The sequence below is a fragment of the Pseudomonas sp. TWRC1-2 genome, assembly GCF_049896685.1.
In the GTDB taxonomy this organism is placed as follows: domain Bacteria; phylum Pseudomonadota; class Gammaproteobacteria; order Pseudomonadales; family Pseudomonadaceae; genus Aquipseudomonas.
The window spans coordinates 253,126-276,169 of sequence record NZ_JAFCUU010000008.1; the positions used below are offsets into that span (position 1 = coordinate 253,126).

The following is a 23,044-nucleotide window of genomic DNA, read 5'->3' on the forward strand; positions in this document are numbered from 1 at the left end:
AGGAAGTCTCTTGTTCTTGTACAAATCTTGCAGCCAACACAGGTCGAAACTGTGGGAGCTGGCTTGCCAGCTCCCACGTTCGATCTTCAGTGTCTGTTTTATTGGGCCAGCCAGCCGCCATCGATATTCCACGCGGCACCGCGCACCTGCGCACCCGCCTCACTGCACAAAAACAGCACCAACTCACCCAGCTGCGGCGGCGTCACAAACGCCAGCGATGGCTGTTTCTCCGCGAGCAAGTCGTGCTGCGCCTGCTGTGGGTCTACGCCTTTGGCTGCGCGGTCATCAATCTGCTGTTGCACCAACGGTGTCAGCACCCAGCCCGGGCAGATGGCGTTGCAGGTGACGTTGCTGGTGGCGGTCTCCAGGCCCACCACCTTGGTCAGGCCGATCACGCCGTGCTTGGCCGCCACATAGGCCGCCTTGCCCACTGAGCCGACCAGGCCATGCACCGAGGCAATGTTGACGATGCGCCCCCAACCCTTGGCTTTCATGCCCGGCAAGCTCAAGCGGGTGCTGTGGAACACCGACGACAGGTTGATCGCGATAATCGAGTCCCAACGCTCGACCGGGAAGTCTTCCACCGCCGACACATGCTGAATGCCGGCGTTATTGACCAGAATGTCCACGCCGCCGAATTCACGCTCGGCGTAGGCGATCATGTCGGCGATCTGCGCCGGGTCGCTGACGTCCGCCGGGTGATGGCCGACCTTGCCGCCAAATGCCTGCACCTGAGCGATCACCGCGCTGGCGTCGCCAAAACCGTTGAGGATCAGGTTGGCGCCGGCCTCTGCCAGGCTCAGCGCAATGCCCAAGCCGATGCCGCTGGTGGAGCCGGTAACCAGGGCGGTCTTGCCGTTCAATGTCGTCATGAAAACCTCACACAATGCCGGTGGCGTAGAAAGTACCGATCACCACGAACACCGCAAGGGTCTTGATAATCGTGATGCCGAAAATGTCTTTGTAGGCTTCGCGGTGAGTCAGCCCGGTCACCGCCAGCAACGTGATCACCGCGCCGTTGTGCGGCAGGGTGTCCATGCCGCCGCTGGCCATGGCCGCGACCCGGTGCAGCACTTCAAGGGGGATATTGGCCGCATGGGCCGCCGAAATAAAGCTCTCGGACATCGCCGCCAGGGCGATGCTCATGCCCCCGGACGCAGAACCGGTGATGCCGGCCAGCAGGGTTACGGTGATCGCCTCGTTGACCAGCGGGTTGGGGATGCCCTTGAGCCAGTCCGCCAGCACCAGAAAGCCCGGCAACGAGGCGATCACCGCACCAAAACCGTATTCCGACGCGGTGTTCATCGCCGCCAGCAGCGCGCCGCTGACCGCGCTTTTGCTGCCTTCGGCGAGCTTGCTTTTGATCGCCGACCAACCGAACACCAACACCATGACGATGCCCACCAGCAACGCCGCCTGCACCGCCCAGATCGCGGTGAGCTTGGCGATCTCAGTGGTCACCGGCGCGCTCATGCCCGGCAGGCTGAGGCTGTGGGTCTTGCCGTACCACTGCGGGATCCAGTGGGTGAACAGCAAGTTCATCACGCCCACCAGCAGCAGCGGCGACAGCGCGATCCACGGGTTGGGCAGCGCCAGGTTGTCGGCGGTTTCCGGCTCGTTGCGCAGCTCGGTGCCATAGCCTTCGCCGGCACGCTGGGCCTTGTTGCGCTGGCGCGCCAGGTAGAGCATGCCGGTGCAGAACACGAACACCGTGCCGATCAGGCCCAGCCACGGCGCGGCCCAGGCGGTGGTGTTGAAGAAGGTGCTGGGCGCATTAGTTTTTTCCATGAAGTAATGTAAACAAGGCTTTTGACTAGATTTACGTCGCTCTAAACGTCCGATTACCCACGAAAAAGCCTGTATCTATGGGTTTTATCCGAGTTATTTCTTCTCTCTGACCTACGCATCGAAATCCATTTTGGTGTAAATGTAAACAAGCCACTTTTTCAATTTTTTTTGCTCTTGATGTAAACCTGCTGACGCAAATGACAGCGCTTTACGGCACATCGACCAATCGAGAAAAGGCGAAAACGCCCGGTTTTACTGGATTTTCACGTTTACATTTGCATTGTATAGGGGCACGTATTTTTCTAGATTCGCCCCAAATTTGATGTCAGAAACGGACGATGACGTACGACATTTTTTGCAGATCTAGTGGAGGACGGCCGTTCATGAGCAGGCGCTCGCCCACTACACCTACCGCAACCGCACGCCTTTACGTCCATATTTTCTAAACTTTGGCCGTCGGTCGTGCCTGAATCAGCTGTTGAAGGCATTTGGGTGATGAACGGCCATACAACTGGGCGCCTAACTCGATCAAAAGACAGCATTCAATCGTGCTGATCCGCCCAAAAGTCCATCCTCGCACCATGTCGATCGTCTAAAGATTCGAAGTCCATCAATTGTCAGGCTTCTCACCCCATAGTCGATTGACGGTTGTCCACGTGCACCCCAGCTCTCGCGCAACCGCAGCACGGCTGTAGCCCTGGACTTTTAATTTCTGAACCTGCTGCTTTCTAAGCCTGCTCTCGGTCACGTTCGGCGCCTCCAGCTTTCTCGGCTTCGCGGGCAAAACTAAATCTGCAAGTCCCAGCTCCTCCATTTCTGCGATGGCTGCGAGCATGACGCTTCGTGGGGTTTCTTGCTGACTGGCAGCAATCACTAGCCCAAAGAAGGTTGCAGAATTTACACCTAAAGCGTCTGCCAACGCTTTGGTGACATCCACTGTCGCATTAGCTTTTGAAGCTTCCAACAAGCTGACGTACGGCTGCGCAACTTCTCCAGATATCGATAGCTGATGCAAATCCTTGGATTTGCGAAGCAGTTGCAGCACGGCCGCAAAAGGGCGACGCAATGACATTTTATCGCCTCATCAAAAGGAGACGGTATGCCGTGTTTGCGTATAAACACTCAAATATATATAGTGATATGCATGTTGATTTTAGGTTGTTGTTCAGCTCTACGCTTCGCTTTCAAGCGAGTCCTTGTCAATTCATGCATTACTAAAATGAGGGTGAGCTGTCCATGGCGAATCCGACTGAAAACGAGCTTCTAGAAGGGATGAGGCTAGTGCTTCAAAACAGTACGCCCTCGAGTCTAGAAGCTGCTGAGTTGGCTACGAGGCTGTTTCCATTCAAGCCGTACTGCTTAGTCGAACAGTGGACGATCTTCCGTGCCGACCTCACTCCCGACGAGCTCACCCGTGTTCATGCTGCTGATCACCTCCCCCTATTCATGTTTGCCCACAAGGTGATCGAGGACAGCCGAGGGCGCTTTCAGCCGGGTGATTGGGTACGTTCCAGCATGTGCGTCACGTTTGATGAAGGCGTTATGTTCGAGACCAAGAACACGATTTACGTCCTGATGGGGCCGGGGCATGAGCAAACTGCGAGCCTTAAGACCATCTTCTCCTTTTTCTAATCTTCGCTCCTGTAAGAGCTCCGCGAGACATAGGGACACACGATGTTCAAAACAAACGAGACCGACATGATAGGCATACCGGGGATGTTCGGGGACGGGCAGTACCAATGGCGTCAGGTATCCAGAGTGCTCCGTAAACACTGGTACCACCTGACTGTTCAAGCCGGGCAAGAGGGTCGGATATCTGAAGCCGCCTTCATGATCGATAACGAGCATCAACTGCAGCAGATTCTGATCGCTCAGGATGAGGAAATCAGAGTCACCGATGTCCAGGTAGTGACACCGCCATGGATGAACCACTGTGATGGATGGGGTATGGATCGCGTGGTCAAAGTCACTGTTGGCAATGATGAGCATGACTGTGATGTGTGCCTGATAGAAGTAGGCGGTGGCTCTGTGTACCACAGCTCACATCGCCCAGGTTTTCAAATCGAGTCACTAAAAAACCGCCGACCGGTTTTTCTCGAAACCATGATTCGATCAGCATGAAATTTACCAAGATTCTTGCACGGTATCAGAGTGTCTGGTTCCGTGCGCAATTCCTGATAACGCCAGGCGGGCTGCCAGCGGAGCGTAGTGATGCTGAACACAGTTGATGTAAATTTTCACGGCAAACGCCACACCAATTTTGATCTTGTTCGCATCATGAGAGCCCAAGAGCAAGGTTTTGACGAACCGGTTACGGCTTACCTCTGCGGGGTTTCCATAAGGTCATGCGCTGGTATCGGCGTGGTCTTCGGTCATACTCGGAAGGATCAGTATGGTCGGTTCGAGGATGGTTATTTGATTCGGACTTCTGACGTGTTGAAAGTCGAGCGCGAGGGGAGGTTTTGGGTGATGACGACTGAGCATTCGCGCTACGTGCTCGCCACGTTTCAGCGGGGGAATGGTCGTGCGAGTCTGCGTTCGTATTTGCGTCTTCGTGCAGGACTGCACATCACTCCACGAGTGCTGCAGTGATCATTTGATGGTGCGGGGAGGGTGAGGGCGTGCCGCTATGCGGGCGACTGTCGTAAACCGAGCCCAGACGGTCTCGGCCCTGAGGGCTTCCATCCTCACGTCTACGGCCTAGCGGCCTGCGCGCTCCGCTTGCCCTGGGCATGGGGGTGTAGATTGAGCCATATCGGCTCTGGTCTTCTTCAGATATGGCAGCCGAGGGCAAGGGCGTCACTTGACGCCGAATCCAGGCTTAGACGCTCGGCTGACGCGCCCTTGTTTTGCCCCCGCAGCGACCATGCCGCCACTTGATCATAGCCCGCAGCTAAGGGGCGCTGCTGGCTTCTGACGGAGCCTGATTTGCCATTTCGGAGTACACGAGAAAATAGACCTTGTCGCCGCAGAAGAGACAGGGGCGACACATTTCCCACTTATCGACGCTTGCACACCAGTTTGGTCAGGGCAATCAGGGCACCGCCAAGCGCCAATCAGCGACCGAGTGACACAGCATCCACGGAGACGTGTGCGCCTTGTGCCACGAGCAGTCTTAGAATCTGGTTTTCATCGTTCATTTAAGGTCTTGTCCGGCATCAACCCCTCCGATACGATCGGCCTCGGCTCTCCGCCGAAGCTCTGGTCGGCTCGAAAAGAGAACGTCCCACCCGCCTCAATATTCTGCTATCGGCATCCGGATTTCCCGGTTATTCGCTAACGAAAAAACGCCCAGCACAGCGACACATTCCGGAATTTTCAGATGACAGACTTCGTCAAGGCAGCTGCATTTGCAGCCAAAACATCCCTCGCTGCGAAAGGCATCAAAGTCCAGCACGGTATCGCGTTGGAAGTTATTGCTGCGTTTCTGGGCTACAAAACATACGCCGCGCTTGTGGTTGAAGAGAGCAGGGAGGATCTGAAATATCATCTGGCTGATGCTGAGGTCATCGTTCTCGATTACAAAGGCGGTGTCTCTCGGCTGACTGACCTCGAGGTGTTGCAGGCCTTCATTGTTCAGGACTTCATCGACGCTATCGCCAACTGTCGCGACGGTGTGTTTTCAGATCTGCCAGAGTTTCTCGATGCCTACGTTCAACAAGAGCTTCGGCATGTGATTCTTTCGGATGAAAGTGTCATCGCTGCGGTACATCGCGCGACAGGGGCTGAGCCATTTTCGGTCGAGCTGGATGAGGGCAAATCGTTTAGCGAGCCGCTTTGGGGGGCTTCTGATAGTTGGGAAGTATCAGGTTTTGGCACAGTCCAGGTAGTGGATGATCGGGCTTATGCGGACGGTGAGTATCATGAGAGCGAGGAAGCTATCCGCTGTTTTGCCTGGGTCAAGTTTCCTAAAGCGGGGAGGGCTGGACTGCGTTTTCTGCGGAGCGGCGGTGAGTTTGTAGAGGGGTGATTAGCCGACCGCATGAGCCATGAACAAGGGCGATTTCCTGGCTAGAACCGATGTTGCCAACGCGCCCTTGTTTTGCTCTGGTAGCTACGACGCATACTCTTAAAGAAACGCCTCTTCAACCAAGGACTTCATGCTGCTCGTTGCGGTGCCTTGTATGAAGAACTCCTGACTGCTGATTGCAAAGCGCAATGAGTTAATGTGTACGACCGTCGCACCGTTCGCTAAAGCGGCGAATGGTAATTCAGCGGCTGGGTAAACAATCCCGGATGTGCCGATCGATAGGAAGAGATCACAGTCTTTCGCGGCCGCTAATGCGTCCGTCCAGGCTTCATCTGGAAGCATTTCGCCAAACCAAACAACACCTGGTCTCACGTACCCGTTGCAGCTCGTGCATCGCGGTGGTTCGATGCGAATTCCGGCTTCTGGTAATGGTTCAGAGGGGAGAGGGGCTTCGTGTGCGGAGCCGCAGTCGATGCACCTGGGCGAGTGCAGACTGCCATGGAGATGAGTCACTACTGGACTTCCTGCGCGCTCGTGAAGATCGTCAACATTCTGAGTGATGATCGTCAGTTTGGGCACGTGACTGGCGAGCAGTGCGATTGCATTGTGCACGCCGTTAGGTTGGGCCTGGATGACTTTGCGTCTACGCCATTCGTACCAGCCCCAGCACAGACTTGGATCTGCACGGAACGCTTCCGCTGTCGCTAGCTTCGAGGTATCGAAGTTTTCCCATAGGCCGGTTAGGGTATCTCTGAAGGTCGGAATACCACTTTCTGCCGATGCGCCGGCGCCGGTAAAAACTACGACGTGTCTGGCTACCCGAAGGTGCTCTGCAATTTTGGTAATGGGCATAACTACCTTCCTCAATTTACTTTTCCGAGGCTCGATTTGTTAGCCAGGGCGTCATACGGTTTTTGGACATTGGGCGTGCCGCTTTGCGGACGGCTGTCGTAAACCGAGCCACTACGTGGCTCGGCCCGGTGGGCTTCCATCCTCACGCCTACGGCCGGTGGCCTGCGTGCTCCGCTTGCGTTGCATTATGAGCTCGCATCACCTTTCGTAAAGTGGTTCAGGGTTCACTAAGCTGCTAGTGAGACCCATCAGTTCACACTTTCGAATTTTGATAATTGCTTCCGTCATGGGTTGAGCACAGGGTGCTAACCCACCTACCGCCGACCTGTTTACCTGGTGCTCCGCAGACTGTGCACGTCTTCAGCGAAAGCTGGATCGCTACGTCTACTGCGCCCCTGCAGTAGTCATCCCCGCCGTCATAATAAAAATGGAGTTCTCCGAATTTAGATTTAATCTGCCCGACCGTTAAGGGGGTGACTTCCGGGCGTCTTTTCAGGTGATCCTGAATCGTGTCACATAGGGCAATCAGTATCTCTTTCCACCCGGGGTCACAGTAGATTTCGTCAACTGCCGGATCTGAAAACAGGTTGGGATACCGCTCTCTGAATTCTGTGATTTCGAGTTCAGATAAGGTATGGGTCTGCTGGCTCATGATGTTCCCGACTGTCGAATTTGGCCGTGTTTTCTTGATGTTGAGGGAGCATCGGGCATCATGGTTTGAACCGCTCACTGTCATCGTCGTCGGAAATCCTCCAGTCGGCCTCATGGGGAACAACTGGGCTATGTTGAAACCTCCCGAACGGAGACTGTTTGTCGTATGGCAGAAGCGGGAAGGAATGCCTCCCCTCCAACAGTTCGGGAAAGCGCTTGAAGACCGTCAGGTGATGCAGAGGAATGGTTTGGATGTAGGCAAGGAGATTGCCAAGATTGATGGTGACGCCAGGCTTTCCAGGCGCTTGAAACTCTTCGCTTAGTACGCGAGACAGGTTCCATTCGATCGAGTGGATATCAATATCAGGACGTGCTTCAGTCCAAGTCGGGGCTGATTTCGTGAGGTGGTGATAACTTTGATAGCCGAGTCCTCTGGCAAGAATAGCCAAGGACTGAGTATGTATGATCGGTTCCACCCCTGGCCATGATTTGAAGAGGAAGCGAGCGACCTTCTTTAAACCAGAGTTATGTTCGAGATCAGATGGGAAAACAGGAACTATCATTGCGCAAACTCCGGTCGATGGCGGTGTCGGCTGCCCGCAATGACGACTGTCGAATGCGTGAAAAAAGAGAGGGTGTTTCGCCTGTGACAAAGTCTTTGCGTGCCGACCGCGCGATTCAGGTACTCGCTTGGTCAGCATGCTACTGAGGGCTCGCCAGTGGGTCAATAAGGGAGTCGGTGCTACTGCTCGTTGCTTACGGATGCGCTCACGAGGCCTATTTCTCCAACGACGAAATTTCTACCGCAGCCATTCTTTTCGAGCCTCAACACTTTGGCCCTAAAGTCACGGCTCCCGTCACACCACGAATATGGATTGAAGTGCGGATACGACCTCGGCTACGTGAACTCAGTGCTAATGGACGGTAGTGCTTTCGAAAGCGTTTCCACCGTGCAGCCATCGAGTAGTAAACAACCTTGCAAACTCTACCGCACCTTTGAAATTCAACTGAGATGACGCATAGGATTTCATGAGCAGGGAGCGAGGGAGAGCCCAGTCCCACTTCTCCTTTATGAGATTCTCGACTCCATCCAGTAATGCCTCAATATCGTCGGGATCCAGTTCCGCTATCCTTGCGAGGGCATCAGCGACACTTTTTTGTGAGCCTCCGAGCGATAACGCAAGGCCCGAGCTCTCGCAAGACAGTCCTACATGATTGAACATGAGTACCAGAGCGTCATTGGTTTGGTCACCACGCCAGGTCAGTAGATGAGTTTTCGAGTCAGACCCGTAGGTAAATTCATCTACCAGCCCGAGAGATCTGAAGGATTTACGGGCTTCGGTGAGTAGTTCCTGCGCCTTGCTATCAATGAAGGGACAGGGGGTGTCCTCGGTAAGCACAGCCCTCATTTCCTCGCGGACATGATCGTGCACCATCGCACCGAGCCCGTCGAATTGGGGGGGCTGACCGCCCCGAGCGGCTTTTACGACGATCACCTTTTTTTCAATATCTACATCCAGTACCCGCCAACGCCGGCCACCAAAGATGATTCGCTGACCCTTCATCAGAGGCCGACTGACAGGTATTGACCCAAGCGGCTTGCCCTCGCGGATAAGCCTGAACTCTTCATCGCTTGTGAAGGCGCTATAGAATTCGTAATGGTTAATTAATCGTTCGCCGACTTCTCCTGGCAGCAGGTGACCTGAGCTGTCCTGCACGATCAGTTTCTTCTCGCCGAGTCCCTTCAGTAGAGCAAAGAAGTCGGGCTTGGAAATGCTTTTGAATGTCCCGCTTTCGACGAGACCACCCCATAGCTGCGCCGCGCTGGCGCCTCCTTCCTGTGCGATCACTGACAGAATCTGTTGCACCAGAGTAGAGGCGTGCAAACCCTCTGCTCTTGGTGGCTCGAACCAGTTACCAATAAGCAGCCTGATCATCGCGATGGTTTGGACGAGGTTCTGGCGAAGTAGGTCTGATAACAACGATTGATCTGTAAGCTCACGTTCCTGACAGTAGGCCCGCAGCGTAGCAGGTTCACCGTTCCGGCGACCTGACCGACCTAGACGTTGGCGAAGGCTTGCGACTGATGGTGGAGAGCCTATCTGGACGACAGTCTTGATGTTGCCGATATCTATCCCTAGCTCCAAGGTCGTGGTGCATACAGCGGATGCTGGAGGTGTACCGGCCTTGAGCGCGCGCTCCGTGTCTTCTCGCAGATCTTTCGAGAGGCTACCGTGATGGGGAAGAAACTCATTGGGTATCCCGCTGATCTCACAGAGCCGCCGCAACCGATCCGCGTACCACTCCACCTCTTGCCGGCTGTTGGGGAATATCAGGTTGTTACTGCCGCGCAGCACTTTGTACATGTGCGCCGCGATGGCATGCCTGGAGCCAGATTTGTCTTCCTCTTCGTCTCCATCTATGTCTTGGTCGCTGTCGGCGGTTGGTAGTTCTACCTGACGGAGCTTTTGCATGGGCGGCATCATGTAACCGCGCACTTGCACCTGAAGATTCTGGCCAGATGATTTCGATTCAACCACCTGAACCCGTTGAGGGTGCCCAGGCCTGAGAAACTCACTCGCTAGCGACATGTCTCCCAGCGTGGCGGACAAACCGACCCTCGGTAGGGTTCTCCCCGCTACAAGCTCTACACGCTGCATCAATGACTGGAGCTGCTTACCACGCTCGCTGCCAATGAAAGCATGCAGCTCGTCAACTACGATGTAACGCAGGTTCTGGAACAGCCCGGCCAAACTCGAGCCCCTGTTTACGAACAATGCTTCCAGAGACTCAGGTGTAATCAGCAGGACGCCGCTGGGAGACTTGAGAAACTTGTGTTTTTTGCTTGCTGACACATCGCCGTGCCACGCCACAACAGGGAGATCCAGTTGTTCACACAGTCGACTCAGTCTGTCCCACTGATCGTTGATGAGTGCCTTTAGTGGGCTGATATAGAGGACAGCACCTGCAGGGGCGGGGTGATTCATCAGGTTCGTGAGGATGGGCAGGAACGCAGCCTCAGTTTTACCCGCAGCTGTTGAGGCCGCGATGATCACATCACGGTCAGCATCGACCAGCGCGGAAATCGCCCATTCTTGGGCGTCCCGCAATGCTGTCCATCCTTGGGCCCAAACCCACTGTTGGACTTCTGGATGCAGGCGCTCGAAAGACGAGGATTCAGAGTTTGAAACTGGTGAGCTCATCGTCTGCCTCGATGCTTAGATCCTGCATGGCGCCGTCGTCCTGAGCAATCTGGACAGCGCCTACTAATTTACGCCAGTCCGCGCCAGGGTTCTGCTCCAGTACGGCGAGCAAGTTGATGAACGCCGTAATAGTCGTACGTGGCGTCCGGAAGTAGGCTTCCCCCAATCGTTGGTTGCAGTGCGACATGAAGGCAGGAATTGCCTCATCCGGCATCAAATACTTGTCCGGGTCGCCGTAAGCATAAACGGTGCGCAGCTTTTGAAGCAGTACGTAGAAGTCTTCCGGAGTCAGGCTGCTTAGGCGGATTACGGGCCCGGAAAGGTCGATCAATCCAGATTTGGCAAACGTGTTTTCAGCAAGCCGTGACTGCAAGGCGGGGTAACTGTAGAGCCCGCGACGCGTATCCATCAAAAACTCTGGCGTACCGCCAAGCACGAAACCTAGACCCTCAGTCGAGCCTTGTAAGGAATCATTCAAAATCCGCAAGATCTGCTCGTAGTTGGCGTTGCGTGCCTGGGTGTTCGCAAGCTTGTACAGGTTCACTAGCTCGTCCAGGCAAATCATGAGGCCGCCAAACCCTGCAAGCCGGACGAATCGCGACAGCAACTTCAGCTGATCGTAGACCGATGCGTCATCAATAATGGTTCGGACACCAAGCGCCGAACGAGCATCTGTTCTGGTAGTAAATTCTCCTCGTAGCCATCGAATGGCATCTGCCTTCAGCTGCTCGTTGCCTTGTTCAAACCCTTGGCAGTATTTGGCAATTACGTCGGCGAAATCGTAGCCGTTTACCATCTCAGTGAGCTCGGCCAGAAATTCGCGAATAACGCCTTCGCTCTCGACACCTCGAGTTTTGGCTTCAGATTTGGCTTGAGAAATGAATTTCTCAACAATACCTTGCAGCGCGCCACCGTCAGGTTTCGTCCGAGTGGACATGTTTTTAGCGAGCTCTGCATACAGGGATCGTGCTTGTCCTCCGGATGCATGAAGCCTGCGGTCGGGATTCAAATCGGCATGCATTGTGACCAGCTTTCGCTCCATCGCAATGCCTCTGACAAGGTTGAGAAAAAAGGTTTTCCCCGCACCATATTCGCCTACAACGACCCTAAAAGCGGAGCCTCCGTCAGCTAGTCGATCTATATCTTTCAGAAGAGCGTCCAGCTCTCCCGCTCGACCCACCTGGATTAGATGTTGGCCTGCACGGGGGACTACACCGGCTCGCAATGACTGGATGACCGCATCGCGATCTTTGGCGCGTATCGTGCTCATAAGGCTAATTCTTCCAGGATATCTGGGTTGATCTCGATGGGGTCATCCCCCTCGGAGACTGGCATGTCGAACCGTTCAAACGCCATGTCGTTGATGTGCTCGAGAGCGCCATCCAGCATGAGCTCCATATCAGTGGCAACATCTTCCAGCTCTTGGCGGCTCCACTCTCGGCGTGACACGATCATTCGTAGAAACGCTGAGTGTTCTGTGTCGAGCCCATGTACCGTAGCCGCATGATCAGTTGGCTGATCCCGGATACTCACTTCTACGATAGGTGGTTCAGGAGACTCATCATTGAACACCTCTGCCAGCAGTGCTGACACCGCTGCCGTTTCGCGTTGAAGCTGCGCAATTTTGTCCATGTCCAAATTGAAGCCTCGGGAGGCGTCATTAGTGCCTGGCGTATCACCGGCCTGGTCAGGACTAGATTCGGCACCAAGTGCGGGCGTAGAGGACAAGTCCCTAGGAGGGTTGATGGCCGCGCCGTGTAAGTCCCCGTAAAGCAGCTGTGGATCCAGCTCAAGTGTTTTATATACACGTTCCAGCAGCCTGACTTCCTGAGGTGAAACGTGTCCGTCAGCTTGAGCGAGATGAACGAGGAATTCAGCTATGGTGCGTTTGGCATCGGCATTCAGAGGGCTTAACTTTTTCTTTAGACTCGCCAGTGTAGGCGGCTGCAGAATTTGGATTTGCAGGTGGGCTTTGAGCCGTTTCCGATGAGATACGCATAGATGACTCCAGGAATCGATATGCCGCCCTAGCTGGGTCATCTCATCGCTTGAGCTTTCACCATCTACGGCCGCAACAGCGCTTGCCAAATCCAGTGTTACCACAGCAGCGTGATAGTCCGAAGTTGTCCGCAGGCTTCCATCATCGTCACCCGTCGCGAACAATACGATCGTGTCCGAATTTTTGGGGGTACGGCTACCGGATAGTACATCTGGCTCAAAACCGATATTCAAGGACTCGAGGGCTCTTGCCAACGCTACGATTGTGCCACGCGGCAAAGCTCCTGTAGACCCGAAGCGCCCTGCCAGTTCCCCGAAAGTCATCACCAACTGCTCATCACCGACTTGGAGTTGCAGTTCAGCGATTACATCCTTCGCCGCTGCCGGCCATAGGGCAACCGGCAGTTGCAGAATACCCTCCAGATTTGAAGCTCCTTCAGGGTTTCGACCCAGGTATCTGCTGTATGGGTCGAGCACTATCGTGCATTCATCCACTATAGCCTGCAGCTTGTTGCGCGTTGCTGACGTAGCGGAAACATCCGGTATATCACCCAACGCAATTTCGGGAGCGCTTAAGCGGGAAGAGGCAGAACGATAGGCGATCTTGAGCAGAGTCTTATTTTGGGTAAGCACAAGGCCGTTCGGATAGCGGGCGGAATATTGGGCCGCGAACAGTGAAGCAAACTGATCCGCGCATCTGCTCACGGCAGTGCGGCGGCTAATGTTAGTGTCTGAATGTACCCATGCCATTGCCCACGCCGCGTTCAAGGGATGTTTGTCCAGAGCCATTTGGCCTAATGCCAGTCGCAGCGCAATCGGCAGTTCAAAGCCATTCGACTCAAATCGAGGCGGTGCATTCAAGTACATCTGCGGTTCCACATCCATGATTTGTATGTGGTTGAGCAGATTCGACGCGTAGTTTCGAAACGATGAGTTGTCACCGTAGAGGTTTTTGAGACGCCCAATCTCATCAGCGATGGTCGGCAATTCCGAGCGCGCGGCCTCATCTGTAATTGAATCAACGATTACCCGACGCTCGAGACCGTAAAAGAAGATGAAGACATACCCTATATCCACACTGGGTGCACAGCGGCCCTCGGACAGCCATTGCAGGTACCCACGTCGTGCTGCAGGAGAAATTCCGCTGTAACTCGGCCAGTAGCCGGTGAGCTTTTCAGTAAGATCCACGTGCGTAATTTGCACGGGCAGTCGCCCGTCAATCAGCGAGGGCTCATGGTTGAATGTGCGATCTGTTTTCTCAGCAAAGTAGACCATGCGAACCGTCAGAGCCTGACCACCGACATTGATGGTTTCATCTTTTCCAATCCAACGCGCTTTTGGGGATAGATTTTTAGGCTTAGGAATCGTGAACTGCTGTTCAGGCGTGCTCACCCTAATCGTATGGAAATCTGATCCAGCGAGGTCTCCACTGATCACATCAAGGCTGATTTCAGATTTTTGCTCGTGATTTGACAAGGAGGCGGTCTGACCTATTGAGTCGGCAAGGATATTCGTTTTCAGCCGAGGAGGGTGCTGCGGTGACTCTGCCGAAGACTTCTTGATCAGCCAAATGACGCCAGCGATTCCGACCAAAAATGCAACTGTAAGCCGCAGATAAGATGGAGCAGCTGAGATGGCCACGACCAATATCAGTATCAAGGTCACGACGGTCGACATGCCAAGGCTGCTTTTTTGCTTCCGTGCCATCAAGTACTCCATGAGGTTCGGCTGGCTTATTGGCAGTATCTGCATTTTTTCGATTGGCGCCAAGCGTGGCATACGCTGTCAGATCGCGCCGGCGGAGGTTGAATTCCTTGGGCGACGGGCGTTTTCTGCCTCTCTTGATGGGGCAAAGACTGCTAGTCCGAGATCCACCAAGACCTTTTCATCTCATTGGGTTTAGCTCGAAGCTTTCCGAGCTGATATCCCGACTAGCTTCTCCAACGAGCAATGTTTCAATTTGCAGCTGACTGTTTCCGTTCTCGGGGCTGCTCGCAACGGCTGCTCATAACTGTAAGCAGCGGTCACGATATCCCGCTGTGCACATCAGCGTAAGCTTATGCCAGCCTGCTACCTAGCCTTGACCGTCCACAACTGATCCAGCTTGGTCGTGTAACTCTGACTCATCAGCCACCGGCGCATCGCCCAACCTGGCGCCACCGGGACACTAGCAACCCGCAGCATTCCCTTTCCCCAGCGACCATTGATCTCGTCCAAAACGCTCATCACTTTGTCTGCCATCGTAGGCTGAGACTGAGCGAACAGATCGTCGGTGAACTCGCCAGGCTGGAGGAGATCCATCAGCAGAACCTCTGCTTTGCTGTACTTGAAGCCCGGTCGAAAGAGGCGATTTACCGCTTCGGTAGCAGCCTTGGTCATGAGTCGAACATCGTTTGTCGGGTAGGGTAGTTCGACGAGTGCGCCATTAGCATATTTCGCGTCCTCGGGATTGAACATGCCGGTTCGAATGCTCACGCGAATCTTCTTGCACAGCGAGTTTTGGGCTCTGAGCTTTTCCGCCGCGCGCTGGGTGTAGGTGGCGACGGCCTCCTTGATCGGCTCGATCTGCGTGAGCCGGGTGCCGAACATCCGGCTACAGCAAATCTCTTGCTTGGGTGGGTCAGCTTCACCCAGTTCCAGACAGGAGGTGCCGGCGAGCTCGCGAGCGGTTTTCTCGATCACCACACTGAATTTCTGGCGAAGCATCCACGGATCGGCTTTCGCCAAGTCCATGGCGGTCTTGATGCCCATCGTTTCCAAGTGTGCCTTCATGCGCCTGCCGATGCCCCAGACCTCGCCGACATCGGTGTTGCGCAGCGTCCAGTCCCGTTTGAAAGGATCGCACAGATCCACTACACCACCGGTGATGTCCAGCAGCCTTTTGGCAGTATGGTTGGCGAGCTTGGCCAGCGTCTTGGTGCGTGCGATGCCTACACCGACAGGAATGCCAGTGTGTTTTAGAAGCGTGGATCGCATGTGCCGTCCGAATGCAGACAGATCGCCTGGGACGCCGGTCAGATCGGCAAACGCCTCGTCAATGCTGTAGACCTCAAGCGCAGGCACCAGCGATTCGATGATCGTCATGACGCGTTCGCTCATGTCGCCGTATAAAGCGTAATTACTGCTGAAGGCCACGATCCCATGCCGGCTTAGATGGTCTTTGATCTGGAAGTACGGCTGCCCCATCTTCACAAACGGTTTGGCGTCGTAGCTGCGTGCAATCACACAGCCGTCGTTGTTGGACAAAACCACAATGGGCGTTTTTGCCAGGTCGGGTCTGAACACTCGCTCGCAGCTCGCATAAAACGAGTTGCAGTCAATCAGGGCAAAGACGGGCTCACGTGTTGTCATGATCGCGCACGCTGTATTTCACCACTCCCCAGATCACAAGTTCGTCGCCTTCCATTACATGCCTTGCTGGATATTTTGGATTTTCAGACAGGAGGATCACGGCGTTGTCGCGCAGCTGCAGGCGCTTGCAGAATGGCTCAGAGTTGAGAGCTGCGATGACAATATCCCCACTGACCGGATCTACGCTTCGATCAACAACCACCAGATCTCCTGAAAAGATGCCGGCGCCCTGCATACTGTCTCCGTCGATCCTCACCAGGTACACGTGCGGGGCTCGAATATCAAACAGCTCATCAAGGGAGATGTGCTTTTCGATGTGATCAGCCGCAGGGGACGGGAAGCCTGCCGGTACCCTGGACGAATAAAGGGGCAGCTTCTTACCGTCAGTAGCGAGTGGGCCGAGGATGGTGACGCTCATGATGCAAGCCTTAAAGTGGTAAACTGTACGTATATACAGTTAACGATTTGCTTCGCTTGCGGTCAATGTCATAAGCATCACTATTCGACGGGTGACAGCATGTGCGGACGCTACTCGATCTACGAATCAATGGATCACTACCTGAAGGAGCTCGCACCAGAGCAGTTGGTGATCAACGGCTACGATCTTTGGCCAGTAGAGCGATACAACGTCGCACCCTCGACTCGGGTGGAAATTATTCGGCCTCTAGACGAAAAGCTGAGCATTGATAAGGTGAGGTGGGGATGGTCGCCATTTTGGGCGAAAGGAAAGCGTCCTGACCCAATAAATGCCAGGGTTGAAACAGTCATGACTGGGAAGTTCTTCAGTCAGCTCTGGCCAAACGGTCGCGTCCTCGCACCGGCAAATGGGTGGTTTGAGTGGGTCAAAGATCCGGCTGATCCAAAGAAAAAGCAGCCTTACTTCATAACCCTGAAAGAGCAGGCTCCGATGTTCTTCGCTGGTTTAGCTGAGGTTCACCAGAGCCTGGAGCTAGACCCTCGTGATGGCTTTGTCATCATCACTGCCGCCAGTGATGAAGGGATGGTTGATATCCATGATCGCAAACCGCTGGTTCTGGCCCCTGAGCACGCCCGCGAATGGATCGCCTCAGATACTTCACCTGAACGTGCGCTGGAAATCGCGATGGAACACTGTCGGCCTGCTACTCATTTTCATTGGTATAAGGTAAGCAAGGCAGTGGGTAACGTTAGTAATCAAGGCCCAGAATTAGTTAAGCCGCTCGCAGGGGCGTCAGACGTCGAAGAATGATTAGCGGGCGCCGTACATGTCGTGATGTTGATGGGAGACAGCTGCGACGCTGTTAAGCCTTTCAACTCAGTTGGTGACCCTAGGACATGGGCATCATTCGTGTGGCCTGACATAAATTAAGGAAAAATATGTTCAGCAAGTCTCAGATCATAACCATCCCAGTCCTGATTTCATCTGTACTTTTACTCACTGGGTGCCCGCCACCGGCGTCTTTCACCCAATGGAAACGCGCTTCTACCACCGTAGAGGGCGTTAAAGCCGCAATGGCAGAATGTGGCGACCCTGTAGCAGGGCCACAAAACCATTTCCCAATAAACGAACAAATAATCCACTTTCAGTGCATGCAGCGTCTCGGTTTTATTCGAAAAGACGGCTTTGAATACTGCGACATAATGAAGAATATGCCGGCCTGCGTTGAAGAAAGGCAGGGCAGTCCGCTCAGCTTGTCCCAGCTCGAAGCGTTACCGTTTGTCGAAGACGAAGCATTTCACCCTATCAAGCCTAATTCAGGCCGGGATGAACGTATGCAGGTCTCATGGCGTAAAGCGGGAGCGTCACGCCATTTTTCATTCAAGGTAGCCAATGACAGCGAAGCCCGGCCGGTGATGTATGCGTGCGGCTATGCAAAACCACTAGGGTCAAATCTAGATGTCGCAAGCATCGGACGCACAGCACAAGTGCAGCGTTGCATGATTGATCATGGCTTTGAGCCCAATAACAAAATTATGCTAGTTTGCCAGATTTACCCACAAGTGACGGGCTGTTCGTCGACAACTCCGCCGAGTTGATGCAGGCAGAGAGCAGGGCGGAGACCAGCGCTTTCAACGTGTCCGAATGTATCGCGTCTGCGATCACTGACCCAGCTCCTTCAGACGATCCGCTGCAATGTGCTCAATCGCCAAATATAGTGCCTCAATCGACGCTGGTGTGACGGCACGCGCGGCGGCCAGGCCTTCGACGAAGCCATCAGCGCTCACTTGCTCACGATCCAAGGTCTGTGCATCTGCCGCAATTATCAGCCGCCCCAAATGCGTCATGGCGTGATCACGGATAAGTGGCGGCAGATTGAACAAGCCCAAACCGTTTAAAATACTCATGCGTCTACTCTCGGCTGGTCAGCAGGTAAATCGTGCAGCTCACTCCAAGAGTGTTTGGCTAATGGACTGGCCAAAACAAAGAGGCTCGCATGCCGGAGAGACTTGCGCGCTTCATTGACGAACTGCTGCACGTGAAAATTTGAGCGATTGACGTAATAACCTCCATGGCCCCACCTTTCATGGCAGGGACGCAGCGATTGGTGTAGACGGTCGAAGCCTATGTTTTTTTCTGGTGCATTCAAGAGAATAGTGCTCGGATCTCGACGGTGAACAACGTGGCTTGCTTTTGGGTCAAGGCACCGTCTTTGACAAAGTGAGCTAGCCATCCGTACAAGCGCTCCACGCTGCCATCTGAGCGCTTGGCCAATTGATTGCCGAGGGCCAAGACCATACCGCGAACACGGAGCTCTCCACGAATCGCGGTTTTTTCGTAATCCAACGCGTCCATGATGCGCTCGATCAGCGCGGCCTCGATGGGATGTTCGCGATGGAAGATTGCCAGTTGTTCCTGGAGTAAGTGTGATTCTAAATCCGGGTCAAGTACGCCAGTAAACATGGGGCATCCGTCAGTGGTCAAAGGTTGGAGTAAGACAGCTGGGCTAGTCGGGCGCTACAGCACTTACGATTTCATCCATGCTGACTCAAAGCCGATGATCAGGCGTAGGTTGAATTCGCGACCGAGCTGGGGGGTTATGACCTCGCAGGCCACCAAAGTGTCCAGAAAACCGATCAACTGGTTAAAAAGGATCTTCGAGTTGTGCAGCTTCAGGGCTTGAACGCGGTAAGCATCGATGTGATGGCGCAATCGAGAGCGCAGATAGTCGGGGTCTGAAAGGGATATCAGGTCATTAAACCATTGCTGGGCGTTGTCCAGCGCTAAGGGATTGGTGAGGGGCGTGTACATGGAAGTGGGCCTAAAGTTGAAAATGTGTAGGAGGAACTCCGTTGATCGCATTTGTGGGTCTTCAGTGTAGGCGACTCCGGCTCCAGCACTCATAAAAAAAGCCCCCTATTCCTAGCTTAAATGTGGTGCCTGATGAACGTAAGCTGCGTTGGAAGGTGCTGGTTTGGGTGCACCTACATTGAGGGTTTCGTGCACGTCTATAAAATATTTTCAAATTGCAAGGGCTCGACAATGACCCTAGGAATTAAAGAAAAAATTTCTCAATGGCCAACACTATAAAAACGACCCATGCCATTAACAAAAGAGAAGTGATAGCAACCCAATGCTCGCCCATAGACTCCATTCCGCTCATGCGTATCAGCCTTGGAGGATAGCGAACACTTTATTTTTTTGTCTGTAGGAAATTGACCATGAGACCTAGCTTGATCCGCACAGCAAAGGGCCTGGTGGGTGAAATCAATAATTATTTGAGCCGTTCGAAAGGGTTAGAAAATGGGAAGCATATTTTAAAGGTACGCAATCGTCAGTTTCCCTCATAAGGGCTTTTCACTCCCATCCGCCGTTGGCAGGCCTTGTCCGGCTCGAATAATTCAGGTTGATGCGCGAAGGTGTATCCCTGGATGCTTACTGGTTCGAAAAGAAAAAATGTGCTGCATCCGTTTGAGATCCTCCTCCGTACATTCAGTACCCGTCATTCGATGGGTCGACGAATCAAGGAGACGCGCCATGCACAATTTCATGAAACGCATTGTTATCGCTTGCTTCACCCTTCTATGCCTCAACACGGGTATCAGCTTTGCAGCGGACACCGTGATGGTCGGCGGCGCTGCAATGTATCCGAACAAAACAATCGTTGAAAACGCGGTGAACTCGAAGGATCACACGACCCTCGTAGCAGCTGTAAAAGCCGCCGGGCTTGTGGATACGCTCAATAGTAAAGGGCCGTTCACGGTGTTTGCTCCTACCAATGAGGCTTTCGCCAAGTTGCCTGCTGGTACAGTGGATACGCTGGTCAAACCAGAGCACAAGGCAGACCTAACGAAGATCCTGACTTACCACGTTGTGGCTGGCACTCATACCGGCAAACAACTGATGGATGAGGCCAAAATGCACGGTGGTAAAGTAGTGCTGAAAACCGTGCAAGGAGAGTCACTCACGATTTGGGCTCACGACGGCAAGCTGTGGGTGGAAGACGCCAAGGGTGGCAAGGCGGCTATCACGATTGCGGATGTCATGCAGTCCAATGGTGTCATTCATGTGATCGACACGGTTTTGATGCCGAAGTAGACGTCATTTTCTCGCGGACTCTTGCTAAAGAGTCCGCTTTTATAATTCACAGGTTATTACTCAGATCGTTCGCTTACAGGCCGATCTGTTTATGCATTTTTCTTTTTTGGTGTAACGTACCAGTACATTTAGAAGAGGTTTCCAATGTCTAAACTCGCAGAATTCCGCCAACTCGAAAAGCACCTCGCCGAGCAGCTTCAGGCGCTTGAAGCTCTAAAAGGGGATGCCGGCCTTCAGAAGGAAATTGATTTCGAAAAGAAGCTACGTGATTTGCTCGCAAAGTATGGCTACAGCTTGAAGGATGTGATCAACCTGCTTGATCCGCAGGCTGGTCGTCGCGCTTCAGTATCTGAGCCTAAAGCCACACGTAAGGCACGTCAGGTGAAGGTTTACAAGAATCCGCACACCGGCGAGATCATCGAAACTAAGGGTGGCAATCACAGAGGTTTGAAGGAGTGGAAGACCGAACATGGTTCGGACACCGTCGAGTCTTGGCTGACCAAGTGATCCTGAATCGAATCAGGGGCCTTTGTAGGCCCTTGTTTGGTTTCAGCTTTTACTGCGCCGGCAACGCTCCGAGCAGTAACGTACCTCCTCCCAACAGCGAGCCCATTTTTTCCTCCACGCGAAAGGAAGGCCGCAGGTTTCGCAGGTTTTGATTGGGAGGTCGCTCTTTTTCAAAATTTCCTGCCTTCATCCATTTCTGCAAGCAACCACTGGCCACGTTGCCACAGCGCCTGCTTTCTGGATTCATCCATACGGTCGAGGTTTTTATAAATCATGGCCATGCGCTGATTGCCGCGAAGGCGGTCGCCGTGGCGCATCAGAAAGTGCCAATAGAGCGAGTTGAAAGGGCAAGCGTCGTCAGTCGTGCTTTCGCTTACTTTGTATACGCAGCCACGGCAATAGTCAGACATGCGCTTGATGTATTGCCCGCTCGCGCAATAAGGCTTCGATCCCAGGTATCCGCCATCGGCATGCATGACCATGCCGAGTGTATTGGGCAGTTCCACCCAATCGAAAGCGTCCATGTAGATCGCCAGATACCACTCACATATCTGACTCGGTGCGATACCTGCCAGCAGGGCGAAATTGCCAGTCACCATAAGGCGTTGAATGTGGTGAGCGTAGGCATGCTCAAGGCTCTGGTTGATGGCTTGGCGCATGCAATTCATCTGCGTGTTGCCCGTCCAGTAGAACTCTGGGAGCGACCGCGTATTACCGAACGCGTTGCCATTGGCATAGTCAGGCATCTTCAGCCAGTAGACGCCTCGGACATATTCCCGCCAGCCGATCAGTTGTCGAATAAAACCTTCGGCGGCGTTCAGCGCAATGCTGCCCGAGAGGTACGCCGATTCAACATCGCTGCACAGCTGACGAAGATCCAGCAGTCCAATATTCAGCGCGGCGCTTATTCGGGCATGAAACAGAAAAGGCTCGTCGCTGGCCATGGCGTCTTGGTAATCACCAAAGGCTGCCAAGCCCCAGTCGAGGAAGTAATCCCAGAGGGCCTGAGCTTCGGCGTGGGTTACCGGATAGTCGAATGTGTCGAGCGTGCCGTAGTGGCTTGCGAAATTTTTGGCAACTAACGCAAGAACATCTCGAGTAATTGCGTCAGGAGTAAAACGCGCGGGTGATGGAGGTCTTACGCCCCTGGGGAAAGCCTTTCTGTTTTCCGCATCAAAGTTCCACGCCCCTCCGACTGGGCTGCCGTCCCCATTGAGTAATAGCCGGCTCTTACGGCGCATCTCGCGATAGAAAAACTCCATGCGCAGCTGCTTTTTGCCATTCGCCCAAGTAGAGAACTCGGCACGGGAGCAGAGAAAGCGAGAATCCGAATGCCATTTTATCGCTAAACCACAGTCCTTTATCGATTGCTCCAAGCGCCAGTCGCCGCACTCGGTGATGTGGATTTCATCCGGTCGCAAAAGTGCGTGCCACCGCTCTAACTCGCGAGACACCGATCCAGTATTTTTTGGGTCATCAAGCTTGACGTACCGCACCTTGACTCCCCGTTGCTGCAACGCCCCGGCGAAGTGGCGCATAGCACTGAAGATGAGGGTGATCTTTTGCGGATGATGAGGAACATGGCTGGCTTCCTCCATCACCTCGACAAGCAGCACCGTATCGCGCTGTATATCCAAGCCCTGCAGTGAAGCAAGATCGAACGAAAGCTGATCCCCCAAGATCAGTCGCAGGCTGCTAGCGCTGTTCATGATTACCTCTGGCAGGCGCCGTCTTGCTGTCTGGGTCGCGTTTGGTATCAGGCACTACGCATCCCTCATCGCAACACCGAGCGCTGCCATCAGGATGGGGCAGCCATGCTAAATGGGGACGCAAGCGGCAAAATAGGCGATAGCCAAGGTTTAAAAGTGGCCTGGTCAACCGCCATGATAACGGCGCGGCCCAGATACCAAGGCCCGCAGCTCGCCAGCTCCATAGCGTAGCGTCTAAGCCAGTGACCCAGGTTCCATCGCCCAGCTTGGCGTGCAGTATCGACTGCATTTCAACGAGCGTTAGCCCAAGAGATTTTGCGTCGAAGGCACCATCGCTGATATCAACGAATAGAATGCGATTAGGCGAGGCCCGCTCCCTTAGGAGCTTGATCTCCCGGGCGCAAAGAGGGCACTCGCCGTCGAAATACAGCGTCAGTGGCCATCGCTCATTCTTGTACAACTACTGATACCTTGTATAAGTTTTCAGACAAGATATGCT

At 53.9% G+C, this 23,044-nt stretch carries 24 protein-coding genes and 1 pseudogene; 8 read left to right on the forward strand and 17 right to left on the reverse strand.

Going from position 1 to position 23,044, the window contains the following annotated elements; all coding sequences use genetic code 11:
- Positions 1 to 98: 98 nt before the first annotated feature.
- From ACP7B3_RS23045 to ACP7B3_RS23055, 3 genes and pseudogenes are all read right to left on the reverse strand, one after another.
- The gene (locus ACP7B3_RS23045) at positions 99 to 872 is read right to left on the reverse strand and encodes a 3-hydroxybutyrate dehydrogenase (protein ID WP_369303402.1); all 774 of its coding nucleotides are present in this window, start codon (positions 870 to 872) and stop codon (positions 99 to 101) included.
- Positions 873 to 879: 7 nt separating this feature from the next.
- Positions 880 to 1,770 (reverse strand): annotated as a pseudogene (locus ACP7B3_RS23050) (GntP family permease); the annotation flags it as partial.
- A gap of 628 nt (positions 1,771 to 2,398) precedes the next feature.
- Positions 2,399 to 2,860: a helix-turn-helix domain-containing protein gene (locus ACP7B3_RS23055; RefSeq protein ID WP_426180997.1), complete on the reverse strand. Its 462-nt coding sequence runs from the start codon at positions 2,858 to 2,860 to the stop codon at positions 2,399 to 2,401.
- A gap of 164 nt (positions 2,861 to 3,024) precedes the next feature.
- Between ACP7B3_RS23055 and ACP7B3_RS23060 the strand changes: the two genes are divergently transcribed.
- From ACP7B3_RS23060 to ACP7B3_RS23075, 4 genes are all read left to right on the forward strand, one after another.
- Positions 3,025 to 3,420 (forward strand): DUF6957 family protein, encoded by a 396-nt coding sequence (locus ACP7B3_RS23060; protein ID WP_426180999.1) that lies wholly within the window; start codon positions 3,025 to 3,027, stop codon positions 3,418 to 3,420.
- Between the two features lie 42 nt (positions 3,421 to 3,462).
- A complete protein-coding gene (locus ACP7B3_RS23065; RefSeq protein ID WP_426181001.1) occupies positions 3,463 to 3,909 on the forward strand; it encodes a hypothetical protein in 447 nt (148 codons plus the stop codon).
- A gap of 90 nt (positions 3,910 to 3,999) precedes the next feature.
- A complete protein-coding gene (locus ACP7B3_RS23070; protein WP_426181003.1) occupies positions 4,000 to 4,380 on the forward strand; it encodes a hypothetical protein in 381 nt (126 codons plus the stop codon).
- Positions 4,381 to 5,110: 730 nt separating this feature from the next.
- Complete coding sequence (locus tag ACP7B3_RS23075) at positions 5,111 to 5,758, forward strand: hypothetical protein (protein ID WP_426181005.1); 648 nt, start codon at positions 5,111 to 5,113, stop codon at positions 5,756 to 5,758.
- 99 nt (positions 5,759 to 5,857) lie between these two features.
- On the opposite strand, the gene ACP7B3_RS23080 is transcribed toward ACP7B3_RS23075, so the two are convergent.
- From ACP7B3_RS23080 to ACP7B3_RS23115, 8 genes are all read right to left on the reverse strand, one after another.
- Positions 5,858 to 6,610, reverse strand: a complete 753-nt coding sequence (locus ACP7B3_RS23080; RefSeq protein ID WP_426181007.1) for an SIR2 family NAD-dependent protein deacylase — start codon at positions 6,608 to 6,610, stop codon at positions 5,858 to 5,860.
- Between the two features lie 253 nt (positions 6,611 to 6,863).
- Entirely contained in the window at positions 6,864 to 7,262 is a 399-nt protein-coding gene (locus tag ACP7B3_RS23085) for a hypothetical protein (RefSeq protein ID WP_426181009.1), read from the reverse strand.
- 58 nt (positions 7,263 to 7,320) lie between these two features.
- Positions 7,321 to 7,824, reverse strand: a complete 504-nt coding sequence (locus tag ACP7B3_RS23090; protein WP_426181011.1) for a hypothetical protein — start codon at positions 7,822 to 7,824, stop codon at positions 7,321 to 7,323.
- A gap of 351 nt (positions 7,825 to 8,175) precedes the next feature.
- A complete protein-coding gene (locus tag ACP7B3_RS23095; RefSeq protein ID WP_426181013.1) occupies positions 8,176 to 10,464 on the reverse strand; it encodes a DEAD/DEAH box helicase in 2,289 nt (762 codons plus the stop codon).
- On the reverse strand, positions 10,439 to 11,734 hold the full coding sequence (locus ACP7B3_RS23100) for an ATP-binding protein (RefSeq protein WP_426181015.1): 1,296 nt from the start codon (positions 11,732 to 11,734) through the stop codon (positions 10,439 to 10,441). Before ACP7B3_RS23100 ends, ACP7B3_RS23095 begins: the two co-directional genes overlap by 26 nt.
- Positions 11,731 to 14,169 carry a TerB N-terminal domain-containing protein gene (locus tag ACP7B3_RS23105; protein ID WP_426181017.1) on the reverse strand — a complete coding sequence of 813 codons (2,439 nt, stop codon included), beginning with the start codon at positions 14,167 to 14,169 and terminating at the stop codon, positions 11,731 to 11,733. Before ACP7B3_RS23105 ends, ACP7B3_RS23100 begins: the two co-directional genes overlap by 4 nt.
- 363 nt (positions 14,170 to 14,532) lie before the next feature.
- A complete protein-coding gene (umuC, locus tag ACP7B3_RS23110) occupies positions 14,533 to 15,813 on the reverse strand; it encodes a translesion error-prone DNA polymerase V subunit UmuC (RefSeq protein ID WP_426181019.1) in 1,281 nt (426 codons plus the stop codon).
- Positions 15,800 to 16,231, reverse strand: a complete 432-nt coding sequence (locus tag ACP7B3_RS23115) for a LexA family protein (protein WP_426181021.1) — start codon at positions 16,229 to 16,231, stop codon at positions 15,800 to 15,802. Before ACP7B3_RS23115 ends, umuC begins: the two co-directional genes overlap by 14 nt.
- 99 nt (positions 16,232 to 16,330) lie before the next feature.
- Here ACP7B3_RS23115 and ACP7B3_RS23120 point away from each other — a divergent pair, with 99 nt between their 5' ends.
- Both ACP7B3_RS23120 and ACP7B3_RS23125 read left to right on the forward strand, forming a co-directional pair.
- The gene (locus ACP7B3_RS23120) at positions 16,331 to 17,041 is read left to right on the forward strand and encodes an SOS response-associated peptidase (protein ID WP_426181023.1); all 711 of its coding nucleotides are present in this window, start codon (positions 16,331 to 16,333) and stop codon (positions 17,039 to 17,041) included.
- A gap of 128 nt (positions 17,042 to 17,169) precedes the next feature.
- Positions 17,170 to 17,829, forward strand: coding sequence for a hypothetical protein (locus ACP7B3_RS23125; protein ID WP_426181025.1), 660 nt, complete (start codon positions 17,170 to 17,172; stop codon positions 17,827 to 17,829).
- 63 nt (positions 17,830 to 17,892) lie between these two features.
- Here ACP7B3_RS23125 and ACP7B3_RS23130 read toward each other — a convergent pair whose 3' ends face one another.
- From ACP7B3_RS23130 to ACP7B3_RS23140, 3 genes are all read right to left on the reverse strand, one after another.
- Positions 17,893 to 18,138 (reverse strand): hypothetical protein, encoded by a 246-nt coding sequence (locus tag ACP7B3_RS23130; RefSeq protein ID WP_426181027.1) that lies wholly within the window; start codon positions 18,136 to 18,138, stop codon positions 17,893 to 17,895.
- A gap of 238 nt (positions 18,139 to 18,376) precedes the next feature.
- A complete protein-coding gene (locus ACP7B3_RS23135) occupies positions 18,377 to 18,694 on the reverse strand; it encodes a hypothetical protein (protein ID WP_426181029.1) in 318 nt (105 codons plus the stop codon).
- Positions 18,695 to 18,757: 63 nt separating this feature from the next.
- Positions 18,758 to 19,042 (reverse strand): hypothetical protein, encoded by a 285-nt coding sequence (locus tag ACP7B3_RS23140; RefSeq protein WP_426181031.1) that lies wholly within the window; start codon positions 19,040 to 19,042, stop codon positions 18,758 to 18,760.
- Between the two features lie 726 nt (positions 19,043 to 19,768).
- Here ACP7B3_RS23140 and ACP7B3_RS23145 point away from each other — a divergent pair.
- Both ACP7B3_RS23145 and ACP7B3_RS23150 read left to right on the forward strand, forming a co-directional pair.
- Positions 19,769 to 20,329: a fasciclin domain-containing protein gene (locus ACP7B3_RS23145; protein WP_426181033.1), complete on the forward strand. Its 561-nt coding sequence runs from the start codon at positions 19,769 to 19,771 to the stop codon at positions 20,327 to 20,329.
- A gap of 144 nt (positions 20,330 to 20,473) precedes the next feature.
- Positions 20,474 to 20,836, forward strand: a complete 363-nt coding sequence (locus ACP7B3_RS23150) for a histone-like nucleoid-structuring protein, MvaT/MvaU family (RefSeq protein WP_426181035.1) — start codon at positions 20,474 to 20,476, stop codon at positions 20,834 to 20,836.
- Between the two features lie 42 nt (positions 20,837 to 20,878).
- Here the strand turns inward: ACP7B3_RS23150 and ACP7B3_RS23155 are convergent, their stop codons facing one another.
- Genes ACP7B3_RS23155 through ACP7B3_RS23165 form a run of 3 tightly spaced genes read right to left on the reverse strand, consistent with a single transcriptional unit; the run spans position 20,879 to position 23,005 of the window.
- The gene (locus ACP7B3_RS23155) at positions 20,879 to 21,010 is read right to left on the reverse strand and encodes a DUF2256 domain-containing protein (protein ID WP_426181037.1); all 132 of its coding nucleotides are present in this window, start codon (positions 21,008 to 21,010) and stop codon (positions 20,879 to 20,881) included.
- A complete protein-coding gene (locus tag ACP7B3_RS23160; RefSeq protein ID WP_426181039.1) occupies positions 21,007 to 22,545 on the reverse strand; it encodes a cryptochrome/photolyase family protein in 1,539 nt (512 codons plus the stop codon). The genes ACP7B3_RS23155 and ACP7B3_RS23160 overlap by 4 nt, the downstream gene beginning before the upstream one ends.
- The gene (locus ACP7B3_RS23165; protein ID WP_426181041.1) at positions 22,532 to 23,005 is read right to left on the reverse strand and encodes a thiol-disulfide oxidoreductase DCC family protein; all 474 of its coding nucleotides are present in this window, start codon (positions 23,003 to 23,005) and stop codon (positions 22,532 to 22,534) included. Before ACP7B3_RS23165 ends, ACP7B3_RS23160 begins: the two co-directional genes overlap by 14 nt.
- Positions 23,006 to 23,044: the final 39 nt, after the last annotated feature.

Excerpts from the sequence above, each read along its gene's own strand:
- ACP7B3_RS23045 (WP_369303402.1), bottom strand. The coding sequence starts at position 872 with ATGACGACATTGAACGGCAAGACCGCCCTGGTTACCGGCTCCACCAGC.
- ACP7B3_RS23055 (WP_426180997.1), bottom strand. The coding sequence starts at position 2,860 with ATGTCATTGCGTCGCCCTTTTGCGGCCGTGCTGCAACTGCTTCGCAAA.
- ACP7B3_RS23060 (WP_426180999.1), top strand. The coding sequence starts at position 3,025 with ATGGCGAATCCGACTGAAAACGAGCTTCTAGAAGGGATGAGGCTAGTG.
- ACP7B3_RS23065 (WP_426181001.1), top strand. The coding sequence starts at position 3,463 with ATGTTCAAAACAAACGAGACCGACATGATAGGCATACCGGGGATGTTC.
- ACP7B3_RS23070 (WP_426181003.1), top strand. The coding sequence starts at position 4,000 with ATGCTGAACACAGTTGATGTAAATTTTCACGGCAAACGCCACACCAAT.
- ACP7B3_RS23075 (WP_426181005.1), top strand. The coding sequence starts at position 5,111 with ATGACAGACTTCGTCAAGGCAGCTGCATTTGCAGCCAAAACATCCCTC.
- ACP7B3_RS23080 (WP_426181007.1), bottom strand. The coding sequence starts at position 6,610 with ATGCCCATTACCAAAATTGCAGAGCACCTTCGGGTAGCCAGACACGTC.
- ACP7B3_RS23085 (WP_426181009.1), bottom strand. The coding sequence starts at position 7,262 with ATGAGCCAGCAGACCCATACCTTATCTGAACTCGAAATCACAGAATTC.
- ACP7B3_RS23090 (WP_426181011.1), bottom strand. The coding sequence starts at position 7,824 with ATGATAGTTCCTGTTTTCCCATCTGATCTCGAACATAACTCTGGTTTA.
- ACP7B3_RS23095 (WP_426181013.1), bottom strand. The coding sequence starts at position 10,464 with ATGAGCTCACCAGTTTCAAACTCTGAATCCTCGTCTTTCGAGCGCCTG.
- ACP7B3_RS23100 (WP_426181015.1), bottom strand. The coding sequence starts at position 11,734 with ATGAGCACGATACGCGCCAAAGATCGCGATGCGGTCATCCAGTCATTG.
- ACP7B3_RS23105 (WP_426181017.1), bottom strand. The coding sequence starts at position 14,169 with ATGGCACGGAAGCAAAAAAGCAGCCTTGGCATGTCGACCGTCGTGACC.
- umuC (WP_426181019.1), bottom strand. The coding sequence starts at position 15,813 with ATGACAACACGTGAGCCCGTCTTTGCCCTGATTGACTGCAACTCGTTT.
- ACP7B3_RS23115 (WP_426181021.1), bottom strand. The coding sequence starts at position 16,231 with ATGAGCGTCACCATCCTCGGCCCACTCGCTACTGACGGTAAGAAGCTG.
- ACP7B3_RS23120 (WP_426181023.1), top strand. The coding sequence starts at position 16,331 with ATGTGCGGACGCTACTCGATCTACGAATCAATGGATCACTACCTGAAG.
- ACP7B3_RS23125 (WP_426181025.1), top strand. The coding sequence starts at position 17,170 with ATGTTCAGCAAGTCTCAGATCATAACCATCCCAGTCCTGATTTCATCT.
- ACP7B3_RS23130 (WP_426181027.1), bottom strand. The coding sequence starts at position 18,138 with ATGAGTATTTTAAACGGTTTGGGCTTGTTCAATCTGCCGCCACTTATC.
- ACP7B3_RS23135 (WP_426181029.1), bottom strand. The coding sequence starts at position 18,694 with ATGTTTACTGGCGTACTTGACCCGGATTTAGAATCACACTTACTCCAG.
- ACP7B3_RS23140 (WP_426181031.1), bottom strand. The coding sequence starts at position 19,042 with ATGTACACGCCCCTCACCAATCCCTTAGCGCTGGACAACGCCCAGCAA.
- ACP7B3_RS23145 (WP_426181033.1), top strand. The coding sequence starts at position 19,769 with ATGCACAATTTCATGAAACGCATTGTTATCGCTTGCTTCACCCTTCTA.
- ACP7B3_RS23150 (WP_426181035.1), top strand. The coding sequence starts at position 20,474 with ATGTCTAAACTCGCAGAATTCCGCCAACTCGAAAAGCACCTCGCCGAG.
- ACP7B3_RS23160 (WP_426181039.1), bottom strand. The coding sequence starts at position 22,545 with ATGAACAGCGCTAGCAGCCTGCGACTGATCTTGGGGGATCAGCTTTCG.